This window comes from Arthrobacter sp. MOO21 (assembly GCF_057369995.2).
In genome coordinates this window covers 1,807,922-1,823,760 of the sequence record NZ_CM170671.2, presented here as the reverse complement: position 1 = coordinate 1,823,760, position 15,839 = coordinate 1,807,922, and the positions used below count along the sequence as shown (strand labels likewise).

The window sequence follows — 15,839 nt, the reverse complement described above, 5'->3', positions numbered from 1 at the left end:
TTTCCTAGCCCTTCACGCCAGCAGTTACATTTTCGAGGACAACGGCCAGGCCCTGGCCCACCCCGATGCAGATCGCGGCCACGCCCCACCGTTCGCCGGAGGCCTGGAGGGACCGGGCCAGGGTGCCCAGGATCCGGGTGCCGGACGCGCCCAGCGGGTGGCCCATGGCGATGGCACCGCCGTGCCGGTTCACGATGGAGTGGTCGATGCCCCAGGCGTTGATGCAGGCCAGCGACTGGGCGGCGAAGGCTTCGTTAAGTTCGACGGCGCCCACCTGGTCCCAGCCGATGCCCGCCTTTGCGAGGGCCTTGTTCGCCGCCTCAACGGGGGCGTAGCCGAAGTACTGGGGGTCGTTGGCATGCGCCCCGCGCCCGGCGATGCGGGCCAGCGGGTCCAGCCCGAGCAGCCCGGCGGCAGCCTCGCTGCCCACCCAGGCCGCGGAGGCGCCGTCGGACAATGGGGACGCGTTGCCCGCGGTGACCGTGCCGTCCTCCGTCCGGAAAACGGTCTTCAGCCCGGCCAGCTTCTCCGCCGAAGAGCCGGGGCGGATGCCCTCGTCCCGCACCAGGTCGGTGCCCGGCACGGGGGTGACGAGGTTGTCGTAGAACCCCTCGTCCCAGGCCGCGGCCGAGAGGTTGTGGGAGTTCGCGGCGAACTCGTCCTGCGCCTCGCGGGTCACGCCGTACTTCTCGCGCAGCCGCTCGGTGGCCTCGCCCAGCGAAATGGTCCACTCCTTCGGCATCGCCTTGTTCACCAGCCGCCAGCCAAGGGTGGTGGATGCCAGGGTCAGGTCCCCGGCCGGGTACGGCTTCTCGGTCTTGGGCAGCACCCACGGCGCACGGGACATCGACTCGGCGCCGCCAACCAGCACCAGGTCGGCGTCGCCGGCGTTGATCTGGCGCGAGGCGATGATCGCCGCATCCAGCGAAGACCCGCACAACCGGTTCACCGTGGTGCCCGGAATCGACACCGGCAGGCCGGCCAGCAGGGTGCCCATCCGGGCCACGTTGCGGTTCTCCTCGCCGGCACCGTTCGCGTTGCCAAACACCACCTCATCAATCCGCTCCGGATCAAGCCCCGGTGCACGCTGCACCGACTCCCTGATCACGTGCGCGGCAAGGTCATCCGGGCGGACCGCTGCAAGGCCGGAGCCGAACTTGCCGAAGGGGGTGCGCACGGCGTCGTACACAAAAGCCTGGTTCATGAAGGTGTATCCATTTCTTTGAAGACCTGCTGGGCGGTCTTGAAGGCGGTGTTGGCGGAGGGGACTCCGCAGTAGATGGCGGTCTGCAGCAGGATTTCCCTGATCTCGTCCCTGCTGAGGCCGTTGCGGAGGGCGGCGCGGATATGCATGGCCAGCTCCTCCCAGTGGCCGTGGGCCACCATGGCGGTGATCGTGACGGCGGAACGCATCTGCCGGGTCAGGCCGGGCCTGGTCCAAATGCCGCCCCACGCGATGCGGGTGATCATGTCCTGGAAGTCGCCGGTGAACTCGTCCTTGTTGGCGTTGGCCCGGTCCACGTGCGCGTCGCCGAGCACCTCGCGCCGGACCACCATGCCGCCGTCGTAAATCTCCTGGCTGGTGGCGCCGGGCTGGACCACACCGTTCCGTGAGGTGTCAGAGCTCATTTGGCGGCCGCCCGCGACTCGGCCCAGGCCATCAGGCTGCGCATCAGGTCCGCGACATGCCCGGGCGCCTCCGCCGGGGCAAGGTGCGAAATACCCTCCACGGTCACCGCCGTGGCGGTGCCGCCCCCGGCGGTGATGCCTGCCGCCACTTCCTCAGCCATGGCCGGGGTGGCCACGCCGTCCAGTGCCCCCGCGATCACCTGCGTGGGGGCCTGAATGCTGCCGAGCTCCTGGCGGACATCGAACGCCGCCAGGGCCTCACAGCAGAAGGCGTAGCTGAAGCGGTCGGCGTCGCGCAGGGAGTGCAGGAGCCGGCTGCTGAATTCGGGCTCGCGTTCCATAAAGCCAGGGGCGAACCAGCGCTGCGCGGATCCCTGGATCATCACGGGGGTCCCCTGGGCGCGGACGGTTTCGGCGCGCTCCAGCCAAGCCTCGGGCGTGCTGATCTTTGCGCCGCTGTTCTGCACGGACAGGCTTTTCAGCCGCTCCCCGTGCTTGATGCCCAGCTGCAGGCCGACGGCGCCGCCCAGCGAAACACCGGCGTAGTGGAAGTCTTCGCCGGGGGCGATGGAATCGACCAGGTCGACGACGACGCCGGCGAGCGCGGCGACGTCGAACGATTCCGTGGCGGCGGGCGAGACGCCGTGGCCGGGCAGGTCCCAGGCCACCACGTCGTAGTCGTTGCCGAGCAGGGACGCCACGCGGTTCCACAGGATTGAAGAAGTGCCCAGGGAGGGTCCCACCACCAGCAGGGGGTGGTCGCCCAGGGGTCGCTGGGGTGACAGCAGCGCTGCCTTCAGGGCCGGTTTAGCCACGGGAATCTCCGTTCGCGTCGGTAGGTGCAACAAAGTCGGGAAAAGCCGCCAGGATGCGGTGGGAAATTTCCGCAGCCTGGCCGAGGTAGCTGGCGGGGTCCAGGAGTTCCTCCAGCCGGGCGTCAGGGACGAGGGCGGCGGGGACCGTTTCGCGCAGCAGCTTGCGGTAGGTGGCGGCCTGCCCGGAGGCAGGCGCCTGCAGGGTCCGGTCCACCACGTCCTGCAGCTGCTGCTTGCCCGTGCGGCCGTCCGTCTCCGCCAGGAGCGGGGCGACGGCGGCGCCAACGCCCTCGGCAAGCAGCAGGGGGCCGGCGAGGTCCAGGTTGCGGCGCATGGCGTCCGGGAACACCTGCAGCCCCCCGGCAAGTTCGCGGATGAGGCCGGCGGCCCCGAGGGAGAGCGCCAGCAGCTGGCGCAGGGCGGGCCACTCGGTGTGCCAGGCCCCGTCCGGGCGCTCATCGTTGAAGCTGGCGGCTGCGAGGTGCAGTTGGGCCGCCAGGTGGGGTGCCTGCAGCGCGGCGCTGCGGACCAGGACGGACAGCACCGGGTTCTGCTTCTGCGGCATGGCGGAGGAGACGCCGCGTCCGGCAACCTTCGGCTCGGCCACTTCCCCCACCTCGGGACGGCTGAGGAAGAGGACGTCAGCGGCGATCTTGCCGAAGGCGTCCAGCACGGACGCCAGGGCGTTGCCGAGGCAGGTGACGGCCAGCCGGTTGGTGTGCCACGGCGCCGCCGCAGGGTCGAGGCCAAGCTGGGATGCCAGGGCGTCCGCCAGTGAAAATGGCGTCGCCCGCGAACCCTCGGTCAGCACCGTTCCGGCCGCGAGTGTTCCCGCCGCGCCGCCGAACTGGACCGGGAAGTCCAGGGCCGCAAGCTGCCGGCCTGCGGCGGCCACGCCGTGGAACCACTGCGCGGCCCGCAGCCCGAACGTGAAGGGAAGCGAATGCTGGGCCAGGCTCCTGCCCACGCACAGCGTGCCCCCATGCTGGGCCGCCAGGGCGGCGAGCGCCGTCGTGGTGCCTTTCAGGTCCGCCAGCACGGCGTGCACCGTGTTGCGGGCCAGCAGCATCAGGGCGGTGTCGAGCACGTCCTGGCTGGTCAGGGAGGTATGGACGGCCTTTCCGGCGCCCACCCCGGCGGTGTCCAGCGCGGCCACCTTCTTCCGGAGGTCCGCCAGCAGCGGGATCACCGGGTTGCCGCCGCCCTGGGCGCGCAGCGCGATATCGGCCAGGTCGTAGCGGCCCGCTTCGGCAGCGGAGGCGACGACGGCGGCGGAACCGGCAGGTGCCAGGCCGGCCCGTTCCAGCACGGCGGCCCAGCCGGACTCGACGGCGAGGATGGCCGCGAGCACTGCCCGGTCCCCCGTCAGCGCCGCCACCAGGGGTGACGCTGAGACGGGACTGAGCAGGCCGGCGTCGGCCTCCTCCGCGAACGCGCGCAGATCTCCCAGGGCGGCGGCGTGGGTCACTGGAAGTCCAGGAAGACCGTCTCGTCCCCGCCCTGGAGACGGATGTCCCAGGTGAGGCCGCCGTCGGGGTCGCGGCGGGCGATCAGCGTGCTGCGGCGCTCGGGATCGAGCGAGCTGAGCAGCGGGTCGTTGGCCAGGGCCTCGGTGTCCTCCGGCAGGTAGATGCGGGTGAACAGCCGGTTGGTGAGGCCGCGGGCAAAGAGCGCCACGGAGATGAACGGCGCAGCGCCCGGTTTCGTGGGGCCAGGGTTGACGGTGGTGAAGGTGAAGACGCCGGAGTTGCCGACGGCGCCGCGGCCCCAGCCAGTGAAGGTGTAGCCGTCGCGGACCAGGGAACCGGTGCGCTGGACAATGTTGCCTTTGGCGTCCGGCTGCCAGATTTCCAGGATGGCGTCCGGGATGGTGTGGCCGGCGCCGTCATAGACCGTGCCCTGCAGGCGGATGGAACCGGGCGAGCCCGGGGCCAGGAGCTCGTTGTCCTTCTCGAACGGAAGGGCGTAGCCGTAGAACGGACCGACCGTCTGTCCGGGGGTGGGTACCAGTTTGGTGCTCATCTCTACTCCTCATCCCCGGCGTCGCCGTATGCTTCGTTTTCGGTCCAGGTCCGCTTGGGACCGGTCAGGACGATGTCCCAGTTGTAGCCCAGCGCCCACTCGGGCTCGGTGAGGCTGTGGTCGTAGGTGGCCACCAGCCGGTCGCGCGCGTCCTGGTCCACGATGGTCTGGTAGATGGGGTCCAGCGGGAAGAGCTGGTCGCCGGGGAAGTACATCTGGGTGATGATGCGCTGGGTGAACTCGGTGCCGAACAGCGAGAAGTGGATATGCGCCGGACGCCAGGCGTTGAGGTGGTTCTTCCAGGGGTACGCGCCGGGCTTGATGGTGGTGAACCGGTAGGAGCCGTCCGGGCCGGTGATGCAGCGGCCGATGCCCGTGAAGTTGGGATCGATCGGGGCCGGGTGCTGGTCGCGCTTGTGGATGTAGCGGCCGGAGGCGTTGGCCTGCCAGATCTCCACGAGCTGCCCGGCCACGGGGCGGCCGTCGCCGTCCAGGACCCTGCCGGCCACGATGATCCGCTCGCCCTGGGGCTCGCCGTTGTGCTGGATGGTCAGGTCCGATTCCAGCGCGTGCACGTCCTGGTGCCCGAACGCCGGCGAGTACAGCTCGATGGTTTCCGGGTCGGCGTGCTGCAGGCTCTTGGTGGGGTGGCGCAGGATGCTGCTGCGGTACGGCGGGTAGTCCAGCCGCGGCTGGGTCTCCGGCTGGGCACCGTCCTTGAGCGCGCGCCGGTAGGCCTCGCCCAGCGCGTTGATTTCCGCGCTCAGGTCCGCTTGGGACTCCGCGGCGGCGTCCAGGGGCGCGTGCGCTGCCTTGGGCTCTGCGGGCGGCACGAGCTCCTCCGATTCAAGCTCTGCGGTGACGTCTTTTGGCACGGCGGGCTCCTTTTCTTGGTGGCGTGGGTGGGTTTGGTGGCGTTAGGACGAAGGCCGGCTGCGGTGCAGGGAGTCGTACTGGACGGCGTGCCGGACCGGGGCATTGGGGGCGCCGTAACCGTCGTAGCTGCCGCGCCGCTCCACCATTTCGAAGAACACACTGCCCACGGTGGCGGTGTAGAAATGGAGGAATTCGCCGTCGGCGTCCCGGTCGTACAGCAGGTTGAGCTCCTGGAGGGTGGCCAGGAAACCCGGTTCAAGGTCGAAGCGGGCGTCCAGGTCCTCGTAGTAGTTGGCCGGGATCTGCAGGAACTCAAGGCCGCGGCCGCGGGCGGAGCGTGCCGTGGCCACCAGGTCCGTGACGGCGAAGGCGATGTGCTCCTGGTACGTCTGGCGGGCCGGCGCCTGCTGGACCGGAGCCAGGTTCAGGACCAGCCGCACCGCGCCGTCGGAGGTCTGCATGACCTGCGAGCGCACCAGTCCGCTGGGGCTGGGAACTTCGGCGAACGGCTGCGGATCCAGGGCCAGGGCGCTGGTGTAGAAGAGGACGGCCTCGTCGAAGTGCTGCCACGGCTGGGCAAGGTTGACGTGGTCGATCACCGCGCTGGCTCCCGCCGACGGGTGTTCCAGCCCTTCCCCGAACTCCCGTGTCCAGGCCGCGGTGCCGTCCGGGCTGCCCTGGCAGAGGAAGATTTCGGTGGAGTCCGGGGCGCAGATGCCCTGGAAGACTTCCTCGTCCGCCTGGACCTTGCGGGCCACCACGGGGGCCTTGAGCTGCTGGGCCCGGGCGGAGGCAATCACGGGGGAATCGACGTCGAACCCCAGCGCGGCGATCGCGGGCTCGGCGTGCTGCGCCGCCTGTTCGTTGATGATGACGCGCGCCTGGCCCATGGTCCACAGCTGGACGTCCTTGGTGCGGTGCCGGCCCTCGAACGCGAAGCCGAGCTGGCCCAGGAGCTTCTCCAGCTGCGCGGTGTCGTCCGCCTTCACTTCGGCGAAGTTAAAGCCTGCGGGCTCGCTGACCTTGGGCAGCGTGGCCAGCTCCATCGGATAACGACGGCGGAGCGCGCCGCCGGCGTCAACGGCACCACCGGCCGCGTTCCCGGCGAGCCACTTGGCGCTCTGCTCCTCCAGCCAGATGAGCGAGCGCATGGCGTCCACGGCCGTCCGCTCCACGTCCGACTGGCGGAAGACGTCATTGAAGACCTCAAGGGAGACCGGGCCGCTGTAGCCTGCCCGGACCACGTGGCCCATGAACTTGGCCAGCTCAAACTGGCCTTCGCCGGGGAACACGCGGTAGTGCCGGCTCCAGGACAGGACGTCCATGGAGAGCTTGGGGGCATCGGCCACCTGGACGAAGAAGATCTTCTCCGGGTTGAACGCCTCAATGTGGGAGGTCTCCCAGTCGCGCGACAGGATGTGGAAGGAGTCAAGGCAGGTGCCCAGGTTGGGGTGGTCCACCATTTCCACCAGCCGGTAGGCGTGCTCGTAGTCGTTGACGTACTTGCCCCAGGCCAGGGCTTCGTAGGCCACCTTGACGCCGTGGTCGCCCGCCAGGTTGGCGAGCTGTGCCAGCTGTTCGGCGCGGAGGCCGTCGTCGTCGATGGTGGCAGTGGCAACGTTGGAGCAGACCAGGATGGTGTCCATGCCCAGGCGCGACATGAGCTTGAACTTGGCCTCGGCCCGGCGGAGGTTGGCCTTGAGCAGGTCCGGGGTGACGCCGTCGAAATCGCGGAACGGCTGGTAGAGGTCAAGGCCCAGGCCCAGGTCTGCGGCCATGCTCCGCACCTGCTCCGGGCTGAGCGGCGAGGTGACCAGGTCCTGTTCAAAGATCTCGATGCCGTCGAAGCCCGCGATGGCGCAGGCCTGCATCTTTTCCTTCAGGGTGCCGGACAGGCAGACGGTGGCGATTCCGGTGCGCATCAGGCGGCCACCTCCTCGGCGGCGACGAGCTCCAGGAAGTGGCTGCGCATGCGGTCCGGGTCGGCGTCCAGGCCGGTGAAAATGCGGAAGGCGTCGGCGGCCTGGCCCACAGCCATCCGGCCGCCGTCCAGGACGTCGCAGCCCTTGGCGCGGGCGCCGCGGACCAGCTCGGTCTCGATGGGGCGGTAGACGATGTCGGCCACCCAGTGCCGGGACTCGAGCAAGTCCAGGTCCAGCGGAACGCCCGGGTGGGCAGCCATGCCCACCGGGGTGCAGTGCACCAGACCGTCGGCGAGGGGCATCAGCTGCGGCAGCTCCGCCGTCGTGCCCGCTGTTACGGTGCGGTCCGGGAACAAGCCGGCCAGTTCGGCGGCCCGCGCCGCCGCCCGTGCGGGGTCCATGTCGACCAGGTCCAGGCGGCGGACGCCGGCGGTGAGCAGGGCGTAGGCGACGGCGGACCCCGCGCCGCCGGCGCCGAGCTGCACCACGCGGCCCAGGTCCGCCCCGGGCAGGCCGGATGCCAGGGCGGCGGCGAAGCCGGAGAAGTCGGTGTTGTGGCCGATGAAGCGGCCCTCCCGGATGACCACCGTGTTGACGGCACCCAGGCGGCGGGCGTCGGCGGAGATTTCGTCCAGGTGCTCCAGGACCAGCTGCTTGCAGGGGTGGGTGATGTTGAGCCCGTTGAAGCCCAGGGTGCGTGCGCTCTGCAGGATGCTGCCCACGGCGTCGCCCCCTAGTCCCAGTTCCAGCAGGTCGATGGGGCGGTAAAGGTAGCGCAGGCCCTGCACGTCACCTTCCCGTTCGTGCATGGGCGGCGTGAGCGACGGCGTGACGCCGTCTCCAACCAGTCCCACGAGGTAGGACTCAGTTCGAATACTCATCCGTGCAGCTCCTTTGGTAACGGCACCGGGAGCCCGAATTGCGGAAGGCGTGCCGGTGATAGGGATTACAGTACAGCAAATGTTCACTTCTCGCACTAGTGTTCTAGATGCGAACATAATATTTTGCGCGGCATCTGTTGCTAGCCGCGCTGCGGCAGGCGGGCGGCCAGTTCGGCGGCGGCCTCCTGGAGGACCGGGACGTGGGCCTCGAGCTCCTCCAGGCCCATGCGGAAGACGGGGACGGCAGTCGCAAGCGACGCAAAGGCATGGCCCTGGCTGTTGAGCACGGGCACCGCCACCGCACGCATGCCCGCCTCGTTCTCCTCGTCCATGACGGCGTACCCGCGTCGGCGCACTTCCTCGATCTCCGCCCGGAAGGCGCCGCGGTCCGTGATCGACTTCTCGGCCAGGCGTTCCAGTGGAAGCTCATTCAGCAGGCGCTCCCGTTCCTCATCCTCGGCGAACGCCACCAGGGCTTTGCCGACGGCGGTGGTGGACAGGGAGCCCAGGTGGCCGGGGTCGCTGGTCACTCGGAAGGTCTGGGGGCCATCCACCTTACTGACGGTCAGGTGGTGCAGACCGTCGCGGACACTGAGGATGGTGGCCTCGCCGGTCTGCTCGGTGACCCTGCGCAGGATGGGCATGGCGGTTCCGGCGAAACCATGATGGTTGGACACCCGCTGGCCCAGCTGGAAGACCCGCAGGCCCAGGTGGTACCGGCGGCCGTCGGGCTCGTAGTCGACGAAGCCGTCGCGGGTCAGCGACCCGAGCAACCGGTACGTGGTGCTGAACGGCAGTTCCGCCCGGCGGGAGATCTCCGCGGCACTGGCGCCGCGCGGCTCGTCGCCCAGGAGGACCAGCAGGCCCAGGGCCTTGCCCACCATGTCCGTACGCTCGGCGGGACGTGCGCCCACCTTGGCTTCCGGGGGCATGGCGTTCACGGGCTCTGCGGCGGCGGGGGCAGCAACAGCGGATTCTTCATTGGCCGCTGTGGTTTGGTTCACACTCATGGTTCGATATTGCCACAATGTGAGAGCTATTTCTAGATCGTGATTATTTTCTTGACAGGTGACTGCCCTCACAGTCATAGTTTCTTTATCGCGCAAGTAGCTCCCACCATGTGGCTACTGACGCCGGGTCTCTTCCGGACTCCAGCCGCACCGCGCCCCGCCCGCACCAAGGCAGCGGCGGCTGCGACCCCAGATCCATCGCGACAATGTCGTCACACCAAAGGAACACCATGAGCCAGACACTTCCGTCCACCGGGGCGGGTGCCCTCACCTCTGCCGGGACGCCCAGGAAGGCGGCCCTCGCCAGCTTCCTGGGCAGCGCCGTCGAATACTATGACTTCTTCATCTTCGGCTCCGCCGCGGCGCTGATCTTCCCCACCGTCTTCTTCCCCAACGCCGATGCCAACGCCGCCATCATGTCCTTCGCAACCTTCGGGTTCGCCTACGTGGCCCGGCCCATCGGCGCCATCATCCTGGGCCACTTCGGTGACCGGGTGGGCCGCCGGAAGGTCCTGATGTTCACCCTGCTGCTCATGGGTGCCTCCACCTTCGTGATCGGCTGCCTCCCGGACTTCCACACGGTTGGCTGGTGGGCTCCGGCACTCCTGGTGCTGGCCCGCCTCTGCCAGGGCCTCTCCGCCGCCGGCGAGCAGGCCGGCGCCTCCTCCATGACCCTGGAGCACGCCCCGGACAACCGCCGCTCCTTCTTCACGTCCTGGACCCTCACCGGCACCCAGGGCGGGCAAATCCTCGCCGCCCTGGTGTTCATCCCCGTCCTGGCCCTGCCGGACGAGATCAAGTTCGGCATCGGCTGGCGCATCCCGTTCTGGCTCAGCGCCGCCGTCGTCGTCGTGGCGTTCCTCATCCGACGCACGCTCCACGAGCCGCCCGCCTTCGAGGAAGCCCGCAAGAACGCCGACATCGCCAAGCTCCCCGTGGCCGACCTGCTCAAAGGCCACTGGCGCGACGTCCTCCGCGTCATCTGCTGCGCCTTCATCGCCGCCGTCTCCACCGTGTTCGGCACCCTGGCCATCAGCTACGCCAAGACCGTAGCCGGCGTGGACGGGACCACTACGCTGTGGCTGGTGGTGGGCGCCAACCTGGTGGCCCTGGGCACGCAGCCGCTCTTCGGAATGCTCGCAGACAGGATCGGCCGCAAGCCCGTCTTCATCTACGGGGCCCTGGCCAGCGCGGCGCTGACCCCTCTGTTCCTGCTCAGCCTGGAGTCCGGCAGCGTCCCGCTGATGTTCCTGGCCGCCATCGGCATGTTCTCCGGCGGTTACGCAGCCGCCAACGCCGTCTGGCCGTCCTTCTACGCCGAGATGTTCAGCACCAAGGTCCGCTTCTCCGGCCTGGCCATCGGCACGCAGCTGGGCTTCCTGATGGCAGGGTTCGCCCCGGCGATCGTGGCGGCCATGGGCGGCATCAAGCCCGGCGGCTGGGTGCAGATCAGCATCTTCACGGCCATCATCTGCGCCGTTGCAGCAGTCTCGGCCCTGACCGCCAGGGAGTCCTTCCGGACCCCCACCAAGGAGCTCGGCCTGAAGTAGGCCTCCAGCGCGTACGTTCCTGCCCGGTTACTTCGCAGAAAAAGCCCGCCGCCTCCCGGAAAATCCAGGGGTGGCGGGCTTTTTCCATGCCGCGGCGCCGGGCCCGCCACCCACCAACTGGGCAGGAAGGCACGGTGGCGAACGGCGACGCCCTACCCCCGGCCGGCCTCCAGCACCGAAGCCAGGTCAAAGTTCACCGGCTCCTCCAGCTGCTCGTAAGTACAGGATTCCGGGTCCCGGTCCGGCCGCCAGCGGTTGAACTGCGCCGTGTGGCGGAACCGCTCCCCCTCCATATGGTCGTACCGGACCTCCACCACCAGTTCGGGCCGCAGCGGAACGAAGGACAGGTCCTTCCCGGCGCTCCAGCGGCTTCCTTCGGCGTTGCGGGGCGTCCGTTCGCCCTCCTCCTGCTTGGCCCAGGACCAGGGGTGGTTGTCGAAGTCCGTTACCAGCGGCTGCAGCTGCTCGAACAGCTCCTGGCGCTTCTTCATCGGGAAGGCACCAATGACACCCACGCTGGCCAGGCCGCCGTCGTCCTTGTACAGCCCCAGCAGCAGCGAACCGACGGCGTCCGGCCCGCTCTTGTGCAACCGGTAGCCGGCCACCACGCAATCGGCCGTGCGCTCATGCTTGACCTTGAACATCACGCGCTTGTCCGGCTCGTACCTGCCGTCCAGGCGCTTGGCCACGATGCCGTCCAGCCCCGCCCCCTCGAACTGCTCGAACCACTGCGCCGCGGTGCCCTTGTCCGTGGTGGCGGCGGTCAGGTGGACGGGTGCCTTGCTGGCCGCGAGCGCCTTTTCCAGCGCCTTCCGGCGTTCCGCGAAGGGCCTGCCCGTGTAGTCATCGTCATCCAGGGCCAGGAGATCGAACGCCACGAAACTGGCCGGGGTCTGCTGGGCCAGCAACTTCACCCGGCTGGCCGCTGGGTGGATGCGCTGCTGCAGGGCGTCGAAATCCAGCCGGTCCCCGGAAGCGCCCACCAGGATGATCTCGCCGTCCACGACGCACCGCAGCGGAAGGTTCTCCTTGAGGGCCTCCACCAGTTCGGGGAAGTAGCGGGTCATGGGTTTTTCGTTGCGGCTGCCGATCTCCAGGTCATCGCCGTCACGGAAGATGATGGACCGGAAGCCATCCCATTTGGGCTCGTAGCTGAGGGCCCCGCTTCCCGGGATGCCGTCAATGCCGCTGACGGCCTTGGCGAGCATGGGCGGGACGGGCGGCATCACGGGAAGTTCCATGTGCCCATTCTTGCCCGGCAGGTGTCCGGGCGGTAGGGCGGCGCGCCCGGCTTCAGGCCGCCAGCAGCCATACAATCAGCACCAGCACCGGGGCGGCCGCCGCGGTGGAAAGCAGGATGGTTTCGCGCGCCACGGCCACGCCGCGTCCGTACTGGCTGGCGAAGAGGAACACGTTCTGCGCCGAGGGCAGCGCCGCCATCAGCACCACGCCCAGGAGCATGCGGTGGTCCAGGTTGAACAGGAAGCGGCCGACGACGAACGCCAGCGCCGGCATCACTGCGGACTTGAGTGCCGTGGCAGTAAGGATTTCGGCCGTGTGTCCGCCGCTTCGAAGCATCCTGGTTCCGTGCAGCGACATGCCGAAGGCGAGCAGCACGACGGGAACGGCGGCGCCGCCCAGGAGCGTCAGGGGCGCCATCACCGGGGCGGGAAGCTGCACGTGGAAGGCTGCGAGGACCACACCGAGCAGCGAGGCAATGATCATGGGGTTGCGGAAGGGCTGGGTCAGCATCAGGCGGGGCGCGAACCGGCCTGCCGCGGAAAAGTCCAGCAGGGTCAGGACCAGCGGGGCGAACAGCAGGAGCTGGACCAGCAGCACCGGGGCCACGGGGGTGGCGTCACCCAGGGCGTACAGGGTGATGGGGATGCCGATGTTGTTGGCGTTGACGTAGGAACCCGCCATGGCCCCGACCGCCGTTTCGGCCAATGGCCGGGGGAACCAGATCCGGCTGGCCGCAACGTACAGCAGCGCGGTGACCGCAGCCGTGATCATGGCAAGCGGAACGTAGGCGGAAAAGACCACGGACAGGTCGGATTTGAGCACCACCGTGAAGAGCAGCACGGGGTTGGTGATGAAGAAGGCGGTCCTGGTCAGCGCAGAAATGGTGGACTCGCCGCCCAGCCCGCAGCGTGCGGCAACATAGCCCACCGCAATGACGACGCCGATCACAGCCAGCCCGATCAGCACACCGCCCACAAGAGGTACTTCCTTCCACTTCCGCTGCCTGCGCAGGCCTTCGGCGAAGCGCAGTAGTACAAGTCATAAACTTATCCGACAAGTGAGGGCAGGCGGCGTTGCGCCGCGTCCGGACCGGAAAACCCCGGGACCCTCGACACAGTACCTGCCCGGACGGTAGAGGTTAACGATGGTTACTGTCGGATTTCACGCATCGCATGAACAGATCAGCCCTGGCCAGCTGCTCAAGGACGTCCAGCACGCCGAGCGCGCGGGCTTCGACGCGGCCATGTGCTCGGACCACATCGAGCCCTGGTCCGCACGGCAGGGACACTCCGGCTTCGCCTGGTCCTGGCTGGGCGCGGCGCTGGCCACCACCGGCCTGCGGTTCGGCGTGGTGACCGCGCCCGGCCAGCGCTACCACCCGGCCATCATCGCCCACGCCTCAGCGACGCTGGCCTCCATGTTCCCGGGCAGGTTCTGGTTCGCCCCCGGCAGCGGCGAGAACATGAATGAGCACGTCACGGGGGACCCCTGGCCGCCGAAGGACGTCCGGCAGCGCCGGCTGGAGGAGTGCGTGGACGTGATCCGTCGGCTGCACCGCGGCGAGGAGGTCACCCACCGGGGCCTGGTCACCGTGGAGCAGGCGCGGATCTGGGATGTCCTCGGTTCCCCGCCGCCGCTCATTGCGCCCGCCATCAGCGTGGACACTGCCAGGAGGGCTGCGGCCTGGGCTGATGGGCTGGTGACCATCAACCAGCCGGCGGCGAAGCTTCGGGACATGCTCTCCGCCTACCGGGAGGCCGGCGGCAAGGGGAAGGCGGTGCTGCAGGTCCACCTGTCCTGGGCCGGCCGCGAGGAGGCGGCGGCAGCGATCGCGCTGGACCAGTGGCGGACCAACACGTTCGCCCCGCCCGTCCCCTGGGACCTGCCCACCGCAGGGCATTTCGACGGCGTCGCCGCGCATGTGCGCGAGGAACAGGTCCGGGCCTCGGTCAACGTCTCGGCCAGTCTTGCCCGGCACGTTGAGTGGCTGTCCGAATACGTGGAGCTGGGCTTCGACGAGCTGTACCTGCACTTCGTGGGGCAGGAGCAGGCGCCCTTCATCGATGCGTTCGCCGCCGACGTGCTCCCGCAGCTGCGCACCCCCGGAAGCACCCCTTCCGGCACCGCCGCGGAACCGCAACTGGCGGCGGCGGCTGCCAACCCGGCGTCGGACGCTTCCGCATGAGGATCGCCGAGACCTCCGACCTGTGGTGGAAGAACGCCGTCATCTATTGCCTGGATGTGGAGACGTTCTTTGACGACGACGGCGACGGCACCGGCGATTTCGCCGGCCTCACCCAGCGCGTGGACTACCTCGCCGCCCTGGGCGTGACCTGCATCTGGCTGATGCCGTTCTACCCGTCGCCGGACCGGGACGACGGCTACGACGTCACCGACTTCTTCAACGTGGACCGGCGGCTCGGCACCCTGGGTGACCTGGTGGAGTTCATCCGCGCCGCCAAGGACCGGGGCATGCGGGTCATCGCAGACTTCGTGGTGAACCACACCTCCGACCACCACCCCTGGTTCATTGAGGCCCGGAAATCGACCGACAACCCCTACCGCGACTTCTACGTGTGGCGGCAGGACACTCCCCCGGACACGTCCTCCGAGGTGGTGTTCCCCGGGGAGGAGAACTCGCTGTGGACGCAGGACGAAGCCACGGGCGAGTGGTATTTGCACATGTTCGCCAAGTACCAGCCGGACCTGAACGTGACCAACCCGCAGGTAAGGGACCAGATCGCCAAGGCCATGGGGCTCTGGCTGGAGCTGGGGCTGGACGGTTTCCGGCTGGACGCCGTGCCGTTCTTCCTGGAGACCCGCGGTGAGCCAAAGGACCGGGCCGCCAACATCGACCCCCACGCCTACCTCAGCGCCCTGCGCAGCTTCGTCAACCGCCGCAACGGCAGCGCCGTGCTGCTGGGCGAGGTGAACCTGCCCTACAAGGAGCAGCTGGAGTACTTCGGCGGTCGGGAGGGCAACGAGCTGAACATGCAGTTCGACTTCATGTCGATGCAGCATATCTACCTGTCCCTGGCCAGGCAGGACGCGCGGCCGCTGGCGGAGACGCTCAAGAGCCGCCCGCCCATCCACCCGGACAACCAATGGGCCATGTTCGTGCGGAACCATGATGAGCTCACCCTGGACAAGCTCAGCGACGGCGAGCGCCAGGAGGTCTTTGCCGCGTTCGGGCCGGAGAAGAACATGCAGATCTACGGCCGGGGCCTGCGGCGGAGGCTGCCTCCAATGCTGGGCGGGGACCAGGAGCGCCTGCGGATGGTGTACTCGCTGATGTTCTCCCTCCCCGGCACGCCTGTGCTCTTCTACGGTGAGGAACTGGGCATGGGCGAGGACCTGCGGCAGAAGGGCCGGGCCGCGGTGCGGACGCCCATGCAGTGGAGCAACGAAAAGAACGGCGGCTTCTCCAGCGCCAAGGCATCGGACCTGGTGGCGCCCCTGGTGCGGGGCGGGTACGGGCCGGAGAACGTCAACGCCGCGGCGGGCAAGCGGGACCCGGAATCGCTGTTCTACTTCATGGCCACGCTGATCGCGCGCTACCGCGAGGCGCCGGAGCTGGGGTGGGGCGCGTTCGAGATCATCGACCAGCCGGAACCGGCGGTGTTCGCCCATACGTGCAGTTCCGACGGCGGCACGCTGGTGCTGTTGCACAACCTCGGCGAGGATCCGGTGAAAGTCAGTGGAAGGGTGGGACCGGAGGACGGTCCGCGCCAGGCCTACCGGAACGCCATGCTGCTGGACCTGTTCGACGGCGGCAACGCACCCCTGGAGCCCGACGGCAGCTTCCAGGTGGAACTGGGGCGCTACGGCTACCGCTGGTGCCGGGTGCACCGCAAAGGCGACCGGCTGGCACCGTAGGAGGCGCCCGTCGTCC

Annotated in this window: 14 protein-coding genes; 3 read left to right on the top strand and 11 right to left on the bottom strand. The window is 68.8% G+C overall.

The annotated features are described in order from the left end of the window. Nucleotides 1–4: 4 nt before the first annotated feature. The 9 genes from AC2JAJ_RS08420 to AC2JAJ_RS08380 form a co-directional block, all read right to left on the bottom strand. Nucleotides 5–1,204, bottom strand: a complete 1,200-nt coding sequence (locus AC2JAJ_RS08420) for a thiolase family protein (protein WP_486416199.1) — start codon at nucleotides 1,202–1,204, stop codon at nucleotides 5–7. Next, the gene (gene pcaC, locus AC2JAJ_RS08415) at nucleotides 1,201–1,629 is read right to left on the bottom strand and encodes a 4-carboxymuconolactone decarboxylase (protein WP_486416200.1); all 429 of its coding nucleotides are present in this window, start codon (nucleotides 1,627–1,629) and stop codon (nucleotides 1,201–1,203) included. The genes AC2JAJ_RS08420 and pcaC overlap by 4 nt, the downstream gene beginning before the upstream one ends. After that, nucleotides 1,626–2,444 carry an alpha/beta fold hydrolase gene (locus AC2JAJ_RS08410; protein ID WP_486416201.1) on the bottom strand — a complete coding sequence of 273 codons (819 nt, stop codon included), beginning with the start codon at nucleotides 2,442–2,444 and terminating at the stop codon, nucleotides 1,626–1,628. Before AC2JAJ_RS08410 ends, pcaC begins: the two co-directional genes overlap by 4 nt. Next, nucleotides 2,437–3,912: a lyase family protein gene (locus AC2JAJ_RS08405; protein WP_486416202.1), complete on the bottom strand. Its 1,476-nt coding sequence runs from the start codon at nucleotides 3,910–3,912 to the stop codon at nucleotides 2,437–2,439. Before AC2JAJ_RS08405 ends, AC2JAJ_RS08410 begins: the two co-directional genes overlap by 8 nt. Next, the gene (gene pcaG / locus AC2JAJ_RS08400) at nucleotides 3,909–4,466 is read right to left on the bottom strand and encodes a protocatechuate 3,4-dioxygenase subunit alpha (protein WP_486416203.1); all 558 of its coding nucleotides are present in this window, start codon (nucleotides 4,464–4,466) and stop codon (nucleotides 3,909–3,911) included. The genes AC2JAJ_RS08405 and pcaG overlap by 4 nt, the downstream gene beginning before the upstream one ends. 2 nt (nucleotides 4,467–4,468) lie before the next feature. Then, nucleotides 4,469–5,341 carry a protocatechuate 3,4-dioxygenase subunit beta gene (gene pcaH, locus AC2JAJ_RS08395; protein ID WP_221384353.1) on the bottom strand — a complete coding sequence of 291 codons (873 nt, stop codon included), beginning with the start codon at nucleotides 5,339–5,341 and terminating at the stop codon, nucleotides 4,469–4,471. A gap of 42 nt (nucleotides 5,342–5,383) precedes the next feature. Then, nucleotides 5,384–7,264, bottom strand: a complete 1,881-nt coding sequence (locus AC2JAJ_RS08390; protein ID WP_486416204.1) for a bifunctional sugar phosphate isomerase/epimerase/4-hydroxyphenylpyruvate dioxygenase family protein — start codon at nucleotides 7,262–7,264, stop codon at nucleotides 5,384–5,386. Beyond that, nucleotides 7,264–8,145 (bottom strand): shikimate dehydrogenase, encoded by an 882-nt coding sequence (locus AC2JAJ_RS08385; RefSeq protein ID WP_486416205.1) that lies wholly within the window; start codon nucleotides 8,143–8,145, stop codon nucleotides 7,264–7,266. The genes AC2JAJ_RS08390 and AC2JAJ_RS08385 overlap by 1 nt, the downstream gene beginning before the upstream one ends. 140 nt (nucleotides 8,146–8,285) lie before the next feature. Beyond that, entirely contained in the window at nucleotides 8,286–9,155 is an 870-nt protein-coding gene (locus AC2JAJ_RS08380) for an IclR family transcriptional regulator (protein ID WP_486416206.1), read from the bottom strand. A gap of 230 nt (nucleotides 9,156–9,385) precedes the next feature. Between AC2JAJ_RS08380 and AC2JAJ_RS08375 the strand changes: the two genes are divergently transcribed. Then, complete coding sequence (locus AC2JAJ_RS08375) at nucleotides 9,386–10,705, top strand: MFS transporter (RefSeq protein ID WP_501053447.1); 1,320 nt, start codon at nucleotides 9,386–9,388, stop codon at nucleotides 10,703–10,705. A gap of 152 nt (nucleotides 10,706–10,857) precedes the next feature. On the opposite strand, the gene AC2JAJ_RS08370 is transcribed toward AC2JAJ_RS08375, so the two are convergent. Then, complete coding sequence (locus AC2JAJ_RS08370) at nucleotides 10,858–11,946, bottom strand: ATP-dependent DNA ligase (RefSeq protein ID WP_486416207.1); 1,089 nt, start codon at nucleotides 11,944–11,946, stop codon at nucleotides 10,858–10,860. Nucleotides 11,947–11,998: 52 nt separating this feature from the next. Beyond that, nucleotides 11,999–12,922 carry an AEC family transporter gene (locus tag AC2JAJ_RS08365; protein ID WP_486416208.1) on the bottom strand — a complete coding sequence of 308 codons (924 nt, stop codon included), beginning with the start codon at nucleotides 12,920–12,922 and terminating at the stop codon, nucleotides 11,999–12,001. Between the two features lie 169 nt (nucleotides 12,923–13,091). Here AC2JAJ_RS08365 and AC2JAJ_RS08360 point away from each other — a divergent pair, with 169 nt between their 5' ends. Continuing rightward, the gene (locus AC2JAJ_RS08360; protein WP_486416209.1) at nucleotides 13,092–14,132 is read left to right on the top strand and encodes a TIGR03885 family FMN-dependent LLM class oxidoreductase; all 1,041 of its coding nucleotides are present in this window, start codon (nucleotides 13,092–13,094) and stop codon (nucleotides 14,130–14,132) included. After that, nucleotides 14,129–15,823 (top strand): alpha-amylase family protein, encoded by a 1,695-nt coding sequence (locus tag AC2JAJ_RS08355; RefSeq protein WP_486416210.1) that lies wholly within the window; start codon nucleotides 14,129–14,131, stop codon nucleotides 15,821–15,823. The genes AC2JAJ_RS08360 and AC2JAJ_RS08355 overlap by 4 nt, the downstream gene beginning before the upstream one ends. Nucleotides 15,824–15,839: the final 16 nt, after the last annotated feature.

Excerpts from the sequence above, each read along its gene's own strand:
- AC2JAJ_RS08385 (WP_486416205.1), bottom strand. The coding sequence starts at position 8,145 with ATGAGTATTCGAACTGAGTCCTACCTCGTGGGACTGGTTGGAGACGGC.
- AC2JAJ_RS08375 (WP_501053447.1), top strand. The coding sequence starts at position 9,386 with ATGAGCCAGACACTTCCGTCCACCGGGGCGGGTGCCCTCACCTCTGCC.
- AC2JAJ_RS08360 (WP_486416209.1), top strand. The coding sequence starts at position 13,092 with ATGGTTACTGTCGGATTTCACGCATCGCATGAACAGATCAGCCCTGGC.
- pcaC (WP_486416200.1), bottom strand. The coding sequence starts at position 1,629 with ATGAGCTCTGACACCTCACGGAACGGTGTGGTCCAGCCCGGCGCCACC.
- pcaG (WP_486416203.1), bottom strand. The coding sequence starts at position 4,466 with ATGAGCACCAAACTGGTACCCACCCCCGGACAGACGGTCGGTCCGTTC.
- AC2JAJ_RS08355 (WP_486416210.1), top strand. The coding sequence starts at position 14,129 with ATGAGGATCGCCGAGACCTCCGACCTGTGGTGGAAGAACGCCGTCATC.
- AC2JAJ_RS08390 (WP_486416204.1), bottom strand. The coding sequence starts at position 7,264 with ATGCGCACCGGAATCGCCACCGTCTGCCTGTCCGGCACCCTGAAGGAA.
- AC2JAJ_RS08370 (WP_486416207.1), bottom strand. The coding sequence starts at position 11,946 with ATGGAACTTCCCGTGATGCCGCCCGTCCCGCCCATGCTCGCCAAGGCC.
- AC2JAJ_RS08420 (WP_486416199.1), bottom strand. The coding sequence starts at position 1,204 with ATGAACCAGGCTTTTGTGTACGACGCCGTGCGCACCCCCTTCGGCAAG.
- AC2JAJ_RS08380 (WP_486416206.1), bottom strand. The coding sequence starts at position 9,155 with ATGAGTGTGAACCAAACCACAGCGGCCAATGAAGAATCCGCTGTTGCT.